Genomic DNA, 13,309 nt, shown 5'->3' on the forward strand with positions numbered 1-13,309 from the left:
CAGCAAAGCCATGCCGTGATCATCAGAAAGCTTGAAGGCTATGTTGAGAGTGGGCCTGGGTAACGTGGCGTTACCCAGGCCCAGTGTTGGCTATACTTGCATCAGGACTCGCTCACCATAACAGCCTTCACATTCACAAATTCGTGCATGCCAAAGCCGCCATGTTCGCGGCCATAACCGCTCTGCTTTACCCCACCAAAAGGCAGGTTAGGCTGGGCCAGATTATAGCCATTGATATTGACCATACCTGTGTCAAATTCATCCCGAGCCAGGCGCAGCGCCTCGTCTTCGTCGGCGCTAAAGATACCACCACCCAGGCCATAAATAGAGTCATTTGCAACTCGCATAGCCTCGGCTGCATCCTTTACTTTGATCAGTGCCGCGACCGGTCCAAACAGCTCATCGTCATACGCTGGCTGCCCGGGCGCCACGTTTTCCAGTACCGTGGGTGGATAGAAGTAACCTTTGCCTTCGGGAATTTCACCACCCAAAGAACAGGTTGCGCCGGCCTCGATCGACTTGCGAACCTGCTCATGAAGGCCATCTCTGAGGTCTTCGCGAGCCATGGGGCCCATTTTGGTATCACTGTGTGTGGGATCACCAAAAGAGAGCTTCTTCATTTCAGCCAGGCAGGCATCCCTGAACTCTTCATACACGGGCTCTTCGATAATAAAGCGCTTCGCAGCCACGCAGGTCTGGCCCGCATTGTAAGTTCGGCCCTGAACGCAAATCTTCGCGGCCTTCTTGATATCGGCACCTGCCAGTACCAGATAGGCATCGTTGCTGCCCAGTTCCAGCACGGTTTTCTTCAGCACCTTAGCTGCTCGCTGGGCCACTGTCCGGCCAGCGTTGGGGCTACCCGTCAGCGTAACGCCACGCACCAGCTTGTGTTCGATGACTGCGTCCGATACCTCATGGTCAATTAACAGCGTGCGGAAGGCGTGTTCCGGCATGCCGGCATCGCGGTAAAGTTTTTCAACTTCCAGAGCCATGCCCCATACATTGTTTGCGTGTTTCAATAGCACGGTGTTACCCGCCATGAGGTTGGCGGCGCTGTAGCGAATAACCTGGTAAAGCGGAAAATTCCACGGCTGTATGCCGTAAATCACACCTTGAGGCTGATAGGAAACCACAGCACGGCCGCCCGTCAGCTCTCTTGTTTCATCCGCCAGTTTCGTGGGGCCCTGTTCTGCGGTGTACTCACAAATCGCCGCGCACAATTCGCATTCCTGTTTGCCCTCTGCCAGGGTTTTGCCCATTTCCCGGGTCATCAGTGCGGCGTAGTCATCCTGGCGCTCCCGAATCAGGGCAGCGGTTTTGCGCAGAATGTCCGCGCGCTCTTTAAACCCGGTTTTGCGCCAGTCGAGAAACGCATGATGAGCCTGCTCAATGATGCCCTCCGCTTCTTGCCTGGACATCATGGTATAGGTTTCAAGAACTTCTTCTGTGGCAGGATTGATTGTCTTATGAGTGTTCGACATCAGTTTGCCTCCTGAATAATTAATGACAGCTGAACCTGTATTTGTTCGACCGCCGTAAAATGATATTGCCAGCTCAACGTAACATGGCCGGCTGACCTTAAGGGCGAAGATTACCTAACCGTATAACTCGGTAGCGACCGGCCTGGAAGTTACCTTGGCGGATCAGGCTGTCTTGTAAGGTATAGGTGAAAGCAGGCAACTTTTGAGTGATTATTCAAATATAATTTGAATCACAGGTTTTCAGCCAGTAGCGTAAAGATGTAATCGATCACTTTGGAAAACGTGAACTGAAAGGAGCGCTACAATGAGTGAATCAAATCTTGAGCACCAATACCTGCAAGTAGATGGGCACCGTATTGCCTACTTGGAGCAAGGTGAAGGGGCGCCGCTGATGTTACTCCACGGCATCCCAATGTCCGGCCTTCTCTGGCGCAAGATCATCCCACAGCTGGCGCAAACACACCGGGTGATCGTGCCAGACATGCTTAATTACGGTAAATCCGATAAACCGCTTGATGCCGATGTGTCGATTGCTGCACAAAGCAAAATACTGATCGGCCTTATGGATGCACTAGGCATCCGCTGTGCAGACCTTGTGGCCCATGATATTGGCGGCGGTGTTGCCCAGATACTGGCGGTAAACCACCCGGAACGCATAAACCGGCTGGTTCTTGCCGATGCTGTCTGCTTCGACTCCTGGCCGATTCCCGAGTTCGAGCCATTACAGGAACCGGGGGCGGAAGATGACATGAGCGCTCAGGAACTGGAGCAGATGCTTCGCGACTTCCTGCCTAAGGGAATGCATGACGAATCAAATGCCACCTCTGAGCTTGCTGATATCGTTGTTCACCCCTGGCAGGGTGAAACAGGCAAGAAAGCTTTCTTCAGAAACCTGCGCAGGCTCAATCCGGAATACACACTCGCGATTGCCGATGAGCTGAAGAATATTCCCCATGAAACCCTTGTGCTATGGGGGCAACATGATGAGTTCCAAAAGCCGGAATACGCTGAGATGCTGAGGGACGCGATACCGAATGCGCGCCTGGAATGGGTCGACGCGGCGCACTGGATAACCGAAGAGCGCCCTGCCGATGTCGCAAAAAAGCTCATCGAGTTTCTCAACAGTTAGGGAACCACTGGAATCCCCTGCTCTGGGCCCATTGATCTCGATTCAACGGCGAAAAATACCATGACTTCCTCACTCCACCGTCTCTACTCTTTTCGCCGCTGCCCCTATGCCATGCGTGCCCGGCTCAGTGTCTTGTTTGCTGGGTTGCAGGTGGAGTTGAGAGAGGTAATCCTGAAAAACAAACCGGCTGAGATGCTCGCGATTAGCCCGAAAGGCACCGTGCCTGTTTTGCAGTGTCTTGATGGTGCAGTGATTGAAGAGAGCCGGGAGATAATGGCGTGGGCGCTAGAGCAGCAAGACCCGCAAGGGCTTTTGGATGGACAGGTTTTGCATCAGGCCAACGCTCTGGTCGAGCAAAACGACAGCGAATTCAAGTATTGGCTGGATCGCTATAAATACGCAGACCGTCATCTCCAAATGTCCCAGACTGAGTATCGGCAACGGGGTGAAGCCTTTTTACAGGTTTTAGAGGCACTGCTGACTAAAAACCCTTTTCTGTTGGGGCCTAACGCGACCATCGCAGATATTGGCATCATGCCGTTCGTTCGCCAATTCGCCCACGTTGATCGCGATGCATTTTACAACCTACCCTACCCGAACCTGCAGCTATGGCTAAAACACTGGCTGGAGCACCCATTTTTTCTGCAAACCATGACCAGGTTTCAGCCATGGCAAGAGGGAGATGACTTGGTGGTTTTTCCTTCTTAACGCTAAGCGCTTTGTAGTGGTCAACTCATCCGGTAGCCAACAACTTCTCAGAGCCGACGTCGCAGGTTTTTCAGGCGTTGTATCATCGCTCGGACAACTTGTCGTCGAGCCTGTAACTGATCTCGCCTCACCTGTTCAAGATCAATGCCTCCCAGCCCATTCCGGTATCTGAGCGGGATAGTTCCCTCGCGCGAGTCGTCGTGACTCTCTTTTTCCACACAATCGTTGTCCCGGTGGGTGAAAGAGCCGCCGCCGTGTGAGTATTGTATTTTTTCTGAAAAGATCATGTCTTTGACCTCCATCACGTCACCCCTGGTCACAGGAGCATTGGTTATCTCATGGGTTCATCTACATGCTAATGCTGTTCTATACTGCAATCTATTCCATAAAATTGAGTACGAACTTTGCAAAAACGAACAGGCAAGCTGAACAAGCAACCCTCTGCCATTAAGCAGAAAACACGGGGTCATCTGGCGTGGAATGACTTTAAGATTATTCTTGCGATCGCAAACGCAGGCTCTCTGTCTGGCGCCTCACGTGCCTTGGGTGTAAGTCACGCCACGGTTTTCCGGCGTCTGGGTGATATTGAGCAGCGTCTGGGCGTTACGCTCTTTGAGAGGAGTCGCACCGGGTATCGGCCAACTCTTGCGGGGGAAGAACTGGCCGACACGGCCAAGATTATGGATGAGGCAGCTTTGGCTGCCGAACGCAAAGTCGCCGGTCGCGATCTGGCACCCAGTGGAGAAATCTGGACCACCACAACGGACTCCCTGCTGATGGGGCTGTTGACGCCTATCTTCACGCAATTCCGGCGCAAATATCCAAGCATCGTGCTGGATGTTGCCATCTCTAACCAGTTGTTCAACCTGACACGCAGAGAAGCCGACGTCGCCATTCGTCCGTCCCACCGCCCCCCTGAAAACCTGATCGGCCGACCACTGGCCACTATTGGTCAGGCCGTCTACGCACACCGAAGCTTTGGCTTGAACCCTGGTGCGCCCATCGAGACTCTCGTCAACCAACCCTGGATTGGTGCGGGGCCGCGACTTCAGGATTTAACACTGGATCAGTGGATGGACAGTAACGGGCTGAAGGCTGCCTGTGTCTACCGTGTTGATACCCTTGTCAGCATACTCAGTGCTATTCGCGCGGGCATGGGGCTGGCTGTTCTGCCCTGTTATTTGGCGGGCGATGATCCGGATATTATTCAGCTCACCGATCCCATCCCCGAGCTTGAATACGGTCTGTGGTTTCTAATGCACCCGGATCTGCGAGGGGTCGCAAGGACTCATGTCTTGATGGACTTTCTGACGGAAGCTGTCCGGGCACAGAAACAACGCCTAGCCGGGCCATTATTACGCTAGCTTGCTCAGAAAAATCGGGGCAGATTTATTTTTTTGGGGGAATACCATTCCCGGCTCAGGCGGCGTCCGACGTGCGACCGGTGGAAATCTGATTGCGCCCCTGAATCTTGGCCTGGTAGAGCTCCTCGTCGGCCTTGGAAATGGCGTGCTCCAAAGTGACATGTTGAGCGTGGCGGCTGGCGACACCCACACTGATGGTGCATCGAATCATCCTGCCGCAATCATTGACCACCAGTTGCTCAATATTGTGGCGGAAACGCTCGGCCACTTTGAGGGCTTCGGCCTCGTCCGTTTCCGGCAACAAAAGCGTAAATTCTTCGCCACCCCAGCGGGCCAGAAGGTCGCTTTTGCGCCGGGATTTATCAAGCTCGTCGGCAATTTTCTTCAATATCCTGTCGCCGACTGCATGGCCATATTGGTCATTGATGTTCTTGAAATGGTCAATATCGATCATAGCCACACACATTTTGCTGTCCTTGCGCGTGGCCAGGCTCCACAGGGATTCGGCAACAGGCAGAAAACCACGTCGATTATTGAGGCCGGTCAGCAGATCGATCTGGGCCGTCCGCTCGGCTGTCACCCGGGCTACTTTGTTTTTGCGGGCCAGGTCGGCCAGCGCCAACATCAACAGCATGGCATCCACTACCATGCCGATGTCCACGGCATAGTAGCCAAGCTGGGAATAAGTAATCATGCCGTTTACCGTCAAGGCCGTAACAGAGGCACCAATAACGGAAGCCAGTGTGCCTAGCATGAAATAGCGTGCGGATTGGTTGCCTCCCATCCAGCTCGACACGCCCATGTAGAGCATCAGTACCGTAAACACCTGCACAACCAGGAATGCCAGTTGCAGCGCCAGGCCCTGTTCGTCTAAAGCGAAAAAGACGCCAAAGAGCGCGAAATAAGCCACACCGATTGTCTGGATGGTTTTGTGGAGCCATGGTCGGTAGCGTCGGGTCTTGAGAAAACTCGTCGCAAAGGCCAGGCCAGAGCTGACGAAACACAGCATGAACAGGGGTGGCGCCCACTGTTGCCAGCCCACTGCATCGGGCCATAGCAAGGCCATGCCGATACCATTGTAGGACGCCGCCACGGCCACGAAACTGCTCGTGTAGAGCGAGTAGAACAGATAACGCCGCTTGCGAAGGCCGGCGAACAACATCAGGTTGTAGGCGGACAGCGCAAACATGACACCGTAGACGAAGCTGTAGAAGATCGCCTCTGACTGCTCTCGACTATGGCTGACGGCAATGCTGGAAAAGTAGAGTGGCACCACCATTGGATCTGCAGTCTCAACGCGCAGCAATAGACGTGTCTCGCCGGGCGGAAACGGATAATCGGCACTGGGTATGCGTTTGGCAATGGAACGATGCCCCAGCGCGATACGATCACCGCTGACAAAGTGCTGTGGCAGTTGGCCTTCGGTTGTGAGAACGAAGTCGACCCTTTCCAGCCAACCTGTTCCGACGGACACGCGCCGCAATATGGGGTCGTCGGTCGGATTGAAAATGTTCGCCACCAGCCATATCGCACCGGAATTGATGCCATTGGTTAACACGCTGGTCTCAGGGTGCGTCAGGACAACCGGATTAGCACTAATCAGTGACTGAACTTCATCAACAGAGAGCGTTTCTCCTTGTTCAACGAGATAGGCCACCTGATCGGCCATTGCGCCCTGGTAGTCGGCTCGAGCGTCAATCAGGGGCAATGCTCCGTAATCGTGTGCGGGTTCAGCCAGAGCGCATGTTGTCAGGTTCAGAATGGTCAGAAGGAAAACGAGGGACCAATGCCGTTGCACTTGATTATATTTCCGTAAGTATTTCTACATAGATTATAGGCAAACCTGCGACATGTCATTTCCTGCTGTTTATGCAGTCGAACTCATCGGTAATTGATCGTGAATGCCAAGTTGCTCGCCATTCGAATATACTCGTTATATGCCTATATCCGACGTTAATCTTCACCTGCGAAGCTATGATAATGAGGGAAAACAACATTCTCATGGCCACCACCAACTGGTGTTGCCCCTGCTGGGTAAGCTTTCGTTATTTGTAGAAAAAACCGAGGGTGCCGTGGAGCGAAACCGGGCCGCTGTCATCCCGTCCGGAAGTGACCACGGGTATTCCGCATCTGAAGCAAACCGATTTCTGGTGGCCGATTTACCAGAGGCCCTTGCCCCTGCATTGGAGCGCCTCCCCTTCTTCGTTGAGCTGGATTCGGCATTGCTCCACTACGTCCAGTTTCTGCACTCCCAACTGGTAAACGGTGCGGTGTCATCTCACACAGAGCATCAGATGTTGCTGTTATTGATTCAGCTTCTACAGGAACGCCACGGCGACAAACTGAACCTGGACCGAAGAGTGTCTGCGGCGAAGCAGTTTATTGACGATAACTTCCACAGGAAAATTATCGCAGCCGAACTCGCGACGGTTGCCCACCTCAGCACCCGACAGCTCAGCGAGTTGTTTCGCACACAGATTGGCATGTCACCACACCATTACCTGACCGAATTACGCATGCAGGAGTCCTGGCGGTTACTGGAACAGTCGGATCTCAATATCCAGCGAATTGCCGATTCGGTGGGGTACAGTTCACTGTCGTCTTTCAGTGATCGCTTTTCCCGCCACTTCGGAAAATCACCCAGTCATTTCCGCCGAAAATCGAAATGATTCTGCTGTAATCAGAAAGCAGTGGACCCTCGACTGACCATAAACTTCGTCTCCTGTAGGTTATGAACTGGTTGTTTTCAGGGGGACGTTATGACGACCATTATTGCAGCGACGTGGATAGGTTCCATCTCTGTATTTCTGTGGGGAACGCTTGCGATGTTGACCAAGCTTTCCGGTGGGGAGATTCCGGAATTCCAGCTGATGGCGATGACCTTTGGCATTGCATTTTTGCTGATGTGTGTTCGCTGGTTCCGTGCTGGCCATAGTGGAATGCGGCATTTGCGCCAGCCACTGTTGGCCTGGTGTATCGGCGTTGGTGGTCTGTTCGGTTACCACTTTGCTTATTTCAAGGCCATGTCGCTGGCCCCGGCGGTAGAAGTGAGCCTGCTTGCCTATCTCTGGCCGTTGCTTATCGTTCTTATGTCTTCATTCTTACCCGGCGAGTCCTTGCGGAAACAGCACATTATGGGTGCCATTCTCGCCCTCATGGGATGCTGGTTATTGATCGGAAGTAATAGCGATGGTTTTACTATGGCTAATTTCTACGGGTATCTGATTGCCTTTATTGGGGCGTTGATCTGGTCGTCGTACTCTGTCCTGTCCCGGTTGGTAAAAAGCGTACCGACAGACGCCGTAGGCTGGTTTTGTGGTGTGACCGCTATTCTGGCCCTGCTGTGTCACCTGATTTGGGAATCAACGGTGTGGCCAACGGGATGGGGTCAATGGGCAGGCGTGTTGGGCCTTGGTCTGGGGCCGGTGGGTATTGCCTTTTTTACTTGGGATTATGGCGTGAAGCACGGCAACATCCAGTTGCTTGGTACTCTGGCTTACAGCGCACCGCTCATTTCGGTGGTATTGCTGATCGCGGCTGGTTATGGGGAGGCCACCAGCGCTGTCATCGCCGCCAGTGTTCTGATTGTGCTGGGTTCCCTGGTCGCCGGTACGGCAAAGCGACAGCCGGTGCCAGAGCCTGAAACCGTTCATTGATCAACCTTTGTTCTGGAGGAACTGAATATGGAGAGTGTTGGGCTAAAAGGATGAGCCCCCGTATAAACGGCGCTCCGCCAGTATGGTACGATCCTTAAAAACCGAGGAGATTACCGATGCCCCGCATATTTGAAGACAATTCTCAGTCCATTGGCAACACGCCGCTGGTCAAGCTGAACCGGGTTAATGACGGCGCTACTATCTGGGCCAAGATTGAAGGCCGCAACCCGGCCTACTCTGTGAAGTGCCGAATTGGTGCCGCCATGATCTGGGACGCCGAGAAGCGGGGCGTGCTTAAGCCGGGGATGACCATTATTGAACCCACCAGTGGCAATACCGGCATCGCGCTGGCCTTTGTCGCGGCGGCCAGAGGTTACAAGATCACTCTGACCATGCCGGCTTCCATGAGCCTGGAGCGCCGCAAGGTATTGAAAGCACTGGGTGCAGACTTAGTGCTGACAGAACCCGCCAAAGGCATGCCGGGCGCGATCGCCAAAGCGGAAGAGCTGGCCGCCGCCGAGCCCGACAAGTACTTTCTGCCACAGCAGTTCAACAATCCCGCCAACCCGCAGATCCACGAAGACACCACCGGCCCTGAAATCTGGAACGATACCGATGGCGCTGTGGATATTTTTGTCGCTGGCGTGGGTACTGGGGGCACCCTGACAGGCGTGTCACGCTACATTAAGAACACCCAAGGTAAAGCCATCACCACCGTCGCTGTTGAGCCGACTGACTCACCCATCATCACCCAGGTGCGTAATGGCGAAGCCCCCAAGCCAGCACCGCACAAAATACAGGGTATCGGCGCGGGCTTTGTGCCCAAAAACCTCGACATGAGTCTGGTTGATCAGGTGGAGACCGTAACCAACGAGGATGCCATCGCCATGACACATCGGCTAATGCAGGAAGAAGGCATTCTGTGCGGCATTTCCTGTGGCGCAGCCGTCGTTGCTGCGATCCGGGTTGGCCAGCAATCTGAACACAAAGGCAAAAACATTGTGGTAATCCTGCCGGATTCTGCCGAGCGCTACCTCTCCACTGCCCTGTTTGCAGACCAGTTTGGCGATGCGGAAAACGTGCAGTAAAGATGCCTGGCGCTGTTGTAGAGAGTTGCAACATATCACTGCACAGCGCTCAGCAGGGTCACGAAGGCGTCTACGACCAGAATACGATGGTCATCATCAATCCGCAGGCCCTTGGAGAAGATTCAACCCCTCCTTTGCACACGCTTCATCCAGGTGCGCCCCTGGCGCGCCGCCAACGCCAATACCACCAACACGGACATCATTTACAACAATCGGCAACCCGCCCCCAAGAATAACGAGTCTTTCATCCATATCTCGCAACCCTTCAAGAAAGGGCTTCCCACCGATCATGTCTGCCAGTTTTCCGCTGGGCTCTCCCACGCTTGCAGATGTAAATGCTTTTCCAAAACTGCTGCTAATGGTATGTGGGCCCGCCATTGGATGACGCGATTGAGAGAGCAGAACGCCACTTCGGTCTACAATTGCGACCGACACGTTAAAGCCATCATCTGAACATTTTTTTAACGCAGCATTGACGGCTTTCTGAGCCAGCTCCAAAGGCAGATAACTCTGTTTGGGTAAAGTTGAAGCGTGCAGGTTATTGATAGCTAGCAAGGTCAGTGCTGCAACAGCAATATTTTTGAACATTACCAAACCCCCTGAATAACCATGGGACTATAAACACAAGCTAGGCTTTTGTTTTTAATCAATCAACTGTTCTCTAGACATTTTCCTGACCCTCTTGCCCTTGCCCGTTGTGACTCGAATCAGTGCGCTCATCCCGCAGCCATTGTTATACTGTAGCCAGGATTGACGGAGCAAACCCATGTCTCAGGACAAAAAGCCCGCTCACGAGCCACTGGCTGAGGGCGTGGTATTTCATGCTCATGGCGTCACCAAGGTGTATCAGATGGGGGAGGTTCAGGTGCACGCCTTACGCGGAGTGGACCTGGATCTGTACCGTGGTGAATTCACGGTTTTGTTGGGCGCCTCAGGAAGCGGCAAATCCACACTGCTAAATATTCTCGGTGGACTGGACACACCCACTGACGGGCATGTGTATTATGGTGATCGCGATCTGACCCGTGCCAGCGAGAGAGAGCTAACCGAATACCGACGGTACCATGTCGGCTTCGTTTTCCAGTTTTACAACCTGATCCCCAGTCTCACGGCACTCGAAAACGTTGCCGTGGTGACCGAGATTGCAAAGGCCCCCATGCGGCCAGAAGAAGCCCTGCAACTGGTCGGGCTGGGTGAACGTCTCGATCACTTTCCGGCCCAGCTTTCCGGTGGTGAACAGCAACGGGTGGCCATTGCCCGCGCTATTGCCAAGCAACCGGATGTGTTGTTGTGCGATGAGCCGACCGGCGCGCTTGATTCCAAAACCGGGATTGTGGTGTTGGAAGCGTTGCAACGCGTTAATCAAGAGTTAGGCACCACTACGGCAGTGATTACCCATAACACTGACATAGCACAAATGGCGGATCGGGTTATCTATTTAGCCGACGGGCTTATCAGTAAAGTACAGGTCAATGAGACCCGCCTCGCCCCCCGTGAACTCAAGTGGTAATGCCACGATGAAAGCCATCGAAAAAAAGCTTTGGCGCGAACTCTGGGGCATGCGCATGCAGGCACTGGCCATTATCCTGGTCATTGTGGGTGGTGTGAGTATTTTTATCATGTCGCTGAGCACGCTTGACTCTTTAGATGAAACCCGTGAAACCTATTACCGCAATCATCATTTCGCCCATGTATTTGCCTCGCTCAAACGCGCACCGCTGTCGCTGGTGCAGCGCATAGAAGCCATTCCAGGAGTGGATAAAGTCGAGACGCGCGTGGTGGCCTATGTCAATCTCGAAGTGAGCGGCTTTGATGATCCGGTCAGTGCTCATCTGTTGTCATTAGCCCCTAACAGCTCCGGGCTGTTAAATCAGATCTATTTACGCAAGGGCCGGCTGCTTGAACCGGACAGTGATAATGAGGTGCTACTCAGTGAAGAGTTCGCCGCTGCCCATCACCTTCAACCCGGCGATAAGCTGCGCGCTACCATTAACGGGCGGCGCAAAACACTCACCGTGGTGGGCCTCGTCCTGTCACCGGAATATATTTATCAGATCGCCCCCGGCGCCATGTTTCCTGATTATCAACGTTATGGCGTGTTGTGGATGACACGCAACCCCCTGGCTATTGCTTACGACATGGATGGTGCCTTCAATAATGTCACGCTCACCTTGAGCAAGGGCAGTCACGAAGAGGATGTTATTGATCGCCTGGATGATTTATTAAAACCCTACGGTGGCACCGGCGCTATTGCCCGCAAGAATCAACTCTCCCACCGCTTTCTATCTGAAGAGCTGAAACAGCAGAAAACCATTGCCACCGTGTTTCCGGTTATCTTTTTTGGCGTGGCGGCGTTTCTACTCAACGTCGTGACCAGCCGCCTGATCAGTCTGCAGCGTGAACAGATCGCCGCCCTCAAGGCGTTTGGCTATAGCAACTTCGCCGTGGGGCTGCATTACACCAAGCTGGTGCTGATGATCGTAGCCATAGGTATTCTAGCTGGCATTGCCGTGGGTATCTGGATGGGCAAGGCCATGAGTAACATCTATATGGGATTTTATAGCCTGCCCTTCATGATCTATGTACTAAAACCACAGGTGATTATTGCCGCCGCGGTGATCTGCATGGTGGTTGCCATCCTCGGCACGCTCCATGCGGTGCGCAGTGCCGCCCGATTACCGCCGGCCCAGGCCATGCGCCCTGAACCTCCGGCCATGTTTCACACCACATTGGTGGAGCGCCTGGGTTTGCAACGCTGGTTTTCGCAACCAACACGCATGATTTTGCGCAATATTGAGCGCCGTCCGTTGAAGTCGTTGCTGACGACCCTCGGCATCAGTATGGCCTGCGGTACCATGATGATTGGTGGTTTCCAGGAAGGCGCCATTGATCGTATGGTTGACGTGCAATTTGGCCTCAGCCAGCGCGGCGATCTCACCGCCATTTATACGGAACCAACGTCGCAACGCTCACTCTACACCTTGAGCAGTTTGCAGGGAGTAGAGCTTGCTGAGGGTTTTCGCACGGTGCCAGCCAAGTTACAGTTTGAACAGCATTCTTATCGCACCTCGGTGCAGGGTATTCAACCCAACGGTAGCCTGATGCGCCTACTCGATACCCAGCTGAAGGCCATCGACCTGCCGCAACAGGGCATCATCCTGACCGACTACCTGGCCGAACTGCTGCATATTCGCCCCGGTGACATGCTTACCATCGAAGTGCTGGAAGGCAATCGACCCACAGTACAGGTGCCGATGGTGGGCACCGCCAAAGAGTATTTGGGGGTGAACGGCTACATGCAACGCGAGGCCCTGAACCGGCTGCTAAAAGAAGGCAATGCCATCTCTGGCGCTTGGTTAAAAGTGGATGAGCGATACCAACGTGAGGTATATGCTGAGCTCAGGGACATGCCGCGCATTGCCGGGGTCGTAGAGCAGAAGTCGGCCATCAAAGCACTCTACGAAACGATGGCAGAAACCCTTTTGTTCTTTACCTTTATCACCACCCTGCTCGGTGGCAGTATCGCCTTTGGTGTGGTTTACAACAACATGCGCATAGCTCTGTCGGAGCGCAGCCGCGAGCTGACCAGCCTTCGCGTACTGGGTTTCCAGCGCGTCGAGGTTGCCTATATTCTGTTGGGTGAAATGGCTCTGCTCACACTGGTCGCCATTCCGCTGGGCATGCTCTTCGGCTATGGTCTGTGTGCTTATCTGGCCTACGAATTCGACACGGATCTGTATCGAATCCCGCTGGTATTAGGCCTGAATGTGTATGCTTTTGCCGCCCTGGTGGTCATCCTGTCATCCATAATTTCCGCTCTTATGATTTGGCGTAACCTGGCCCATCTCGACATGGTGGCCGTACTTAAGAGCAAGGAGTAAGC

At 53.7% G+C, this 13,309-nt stretch carries 11 protein-coding genes; 8 read left to right on the forward strand and 3 right to left on the reverse strand.

What is annotated here, in order from left to right; translation table 11 throughout:
* Window positions 1-101: 101 nt before the first annotated feature.
* Window positions 102-1,481, reverse strand: a complete 1,380-nt coding sequence (locus ACN0V1_RS08240) for an NAD-dependent succinate-semialdehyde dehydrogenase (protein WP_417544533.1) — start codon at window positions 1,479-1,481, stop codon at window positions 102-104.
* 304 nt (window positions 1,482-1,785) lie between these two features.
* Between ACN0V1_RS08240 and ACN0V1_RS08245 the strand changes: the two genes are divergently transcribed.
* The 3 genes from ACN0V1_RS08245 to ACN0V1_RS08255 all read left to right on the forward strand — a co-directional run bounded on the left by ACN0V1_RS08245 (window position 1,786) and on the right by ACN0V1_RS08255 (window position 4,682).
* A complete protein-coding gene (locus tag ACN0V1_RS08245) occupies window positions 1,786-2,610 on the forward strand; it encodes an alpha/beta fold hydrolase (protein ID WP_417544534.1) in 825 nt (274 codons plus the stop codon).
* A 60-nt stretch (window positions 2,611-2,670) separates the two neighbouring features.
* The gene (locus ACN0V1_RS08250; protein WP_417544535.1) at window positions 2,671-3,318 is read left to right on the forward strand and encodes a glutathione S-transferase; all 648 of its coding nucleotides are present in this window, start codon (window positions 2,671-2,673) and stop codon (window positions 3,316-3,318) included.
* A 404-nt stretch (window positions 3,319-3,722) separates the two neighbouring features.
* The gene (locus ACN0V1_RS08255; protein ID WP_417544536.1) at window positions 3,723-4,682 is read left to right on the forward strand and encodes a LysR family transcriptional regulator; all 960 of its coding nucleotides are present in this window, start codon (window positions 3,723-3,725) and stop codon (window positions 4,680-4,682) included.
* A gap of 55 nt (window positions 4,683-4,737) precedes the next feature.
* On the opposite strand, the gene ACN0V1_RS08260 is transcribed toward ACN0V1_RS08255, so the two are convergent.
* On the reverse strand, window positions 4,738-6,480 hold the full coding sequence (locus ACN0V1_RS08260) for a diguanylate cyclase (protein WP_417544537.1): 1,743 nt from the start codon (window positions 6,478-6,480) through the stop codon (window positions 4,738-4,740).
* Window positions 6,481-6,619: 139 nt separating this feature from the next.
* On the opposite strand from ACN0V1_RS08260, the gene ACN0V1_RS08265 reads away from it, so the two are divergent.
* The 3 genes from ACN0V1_RS08265 (at window position 6,620) to cysK (ending at window position 9,426) form a co-directional block, all read left to right on the forward strand.
* Entirely contained in the window at window positions 6,620-7,351 is a 732-nt protein-coding gene (locus ACN0V1_RS08265; protein ID WP_417544538.1) for a helix-turn-helix domain-containing protein, read from the forward strand.
* A 90-nt stretch (window positions 7,352-7,441) separates the two neighbouring features.
* The gene (locus tag ACN0V1_RS08270; protein WP_417544539.1) at window positions 7,442-8,338 is read left to right on the forward strand and encodes a DMT family transporter; all 897 of its coding nucleotides are present in this window, start codon (window positions 7,442-7,444) and stop codon (window positions 8,336-8,338) included.
* A 116-nt stretch (window positions 8,339-8,454) separates the two neighbouring features.
* Entirely contained in the window at window positions 8,455-9,426 is a 972-nt protein-coding gene (cysK, locus tag ACN0V1_RS08275; RefSeq protein WP_417544540.1) for a cysteine synthase A, read from the forward strand.
* A gap of 96 nt (window positions 9,427-9,522) precedes the next feature.
* On the opposite strand, the gene ACN0V1_RS08280 is transcribed toward cysK, so the two are convergent.
* Window positions 9,523-10,014: a GlcG/HbpS family heme-binding protein gene (locus tag ACN0V1_RS08280; protein ID WP_417544541.1), complete on the reverse strand. Its 492-nt coding sequence runs from the start codon at window positions 10,012-10,014 to the stop codon at window positions 9,523-9,525.
* A 178-nt stretch (window positions 10,015-10,192) separates the two neighbouring features.
* Here ACN0V1_RS08280 and ACN0V1_RS08285 point away from each other — a divergent pair, with 178 nt between their 5' ends.
* Complete coding sequence (locus ACN0V1_RS08285; protein ID WP_417544542.1) at window positions 10,193-10,936, forward strand: ABC transporter ATP-binding protein; 744 nt, start codon at window positions 10,193-10,195, stop codon at window positions 10,934-10,936.
* A gap of 7 nt (window positions 10,937-10,943) precedes the next feature.
* Window positions 10,944-13,307 carry an ABC transporter permease gene (locus ACN0V1_RS08290; RefSeq protein ID WP_417544543.1) on the forward strand — a complete coding sequence of 788 codons (2,364 nt, stop codon included), beginning with the start codon at window positions 10,944-10,946 and terminating at the stop codon, window positions 13,305-13,307.
* Window positions 13,308-13,309 lie beyond the last annotated feature (2 nt).

Origin of the sequence: Marinobacter sp. (assembly GCF_048266785.1) — a bacterium.
Taxonomy (GTDB): domain Bacteria; phylum Pseudomonadota; class Gammaproteobacteria; order Pseudomonadales; family Oleiphilaceae; genus Marinobacter.

What these genes read in the sequence shown, in the direction of transcription:
- ACN0V1_RS08285 (WP_417544542.1), top strand. Translation starts at nt 10,193, where the DNA reads ATGTCTCAGGACAAAAAGCCCGCTCACGAGCCACTGGCTGAGGGCGTG.
- ACN0V1_RS08240 (WP_417544533.1), bottom strand. Translation starts at nt 1,481, where the DNA reads ATGTCGAACACTCATAAGACAATCAATCCTGCCACAGAAGAAGTTCTT.
- ACN0V1_RS08290 (WP_417544543.1), top strand. Translation starts at nt 10,944, where the DNA reads ATGAAAGCCATCGAAAAAAAGCTTTGGCGCGAACTCTGGGGCATGCGC.
- ACN0V1_RS08270 (WP_417544539.1), top strand. Translation starts at nt 7,442, where the DNA reads ATGACGACCATTATTGCAGCGACGTGGATAGGTTCCATCTCTGTATTT.
- ACN0V1_RS08245 (WP_417544534.1), top strand. Translation starts at nt 1,786, where the DNA reads ATGAGTGAATCAAATCTTGAGCACCAATACCTGCAAGTAGATGGGCAC.
- ACN0V1_RS08265 (WP_417544538.1), top strand. Translation starts at nt 6,620, where the DNA reads ATGCCTATATCCGACGTTAATCTTCACCTGCGAAGCTATGATAATGAG.
- ACN0V1_RS08250 (WP_417544535.1), top strand. Translation starts at nt 2,671, where the DNA reads ATGACTTCCTCACTCCACCGTCTCTACTCTTTTCGCCGCTGCCCCTAT.
- ACN0V1_RS08280 (WP_417544541.1), bottom strand. Translation starts at nt 10,014, where the DNA reads ATGTTCAAAAATATTGCTGTTGCAGCACTGACCTTGCTAGCTATCAAT.
- cysK (WP_417544540.1), top strand. Translation starts at nt 8,455, where the DNA reads ATGCCCCGCATATTTGAAGACAATTCTCAGTCCATTGGCAACACGCCG.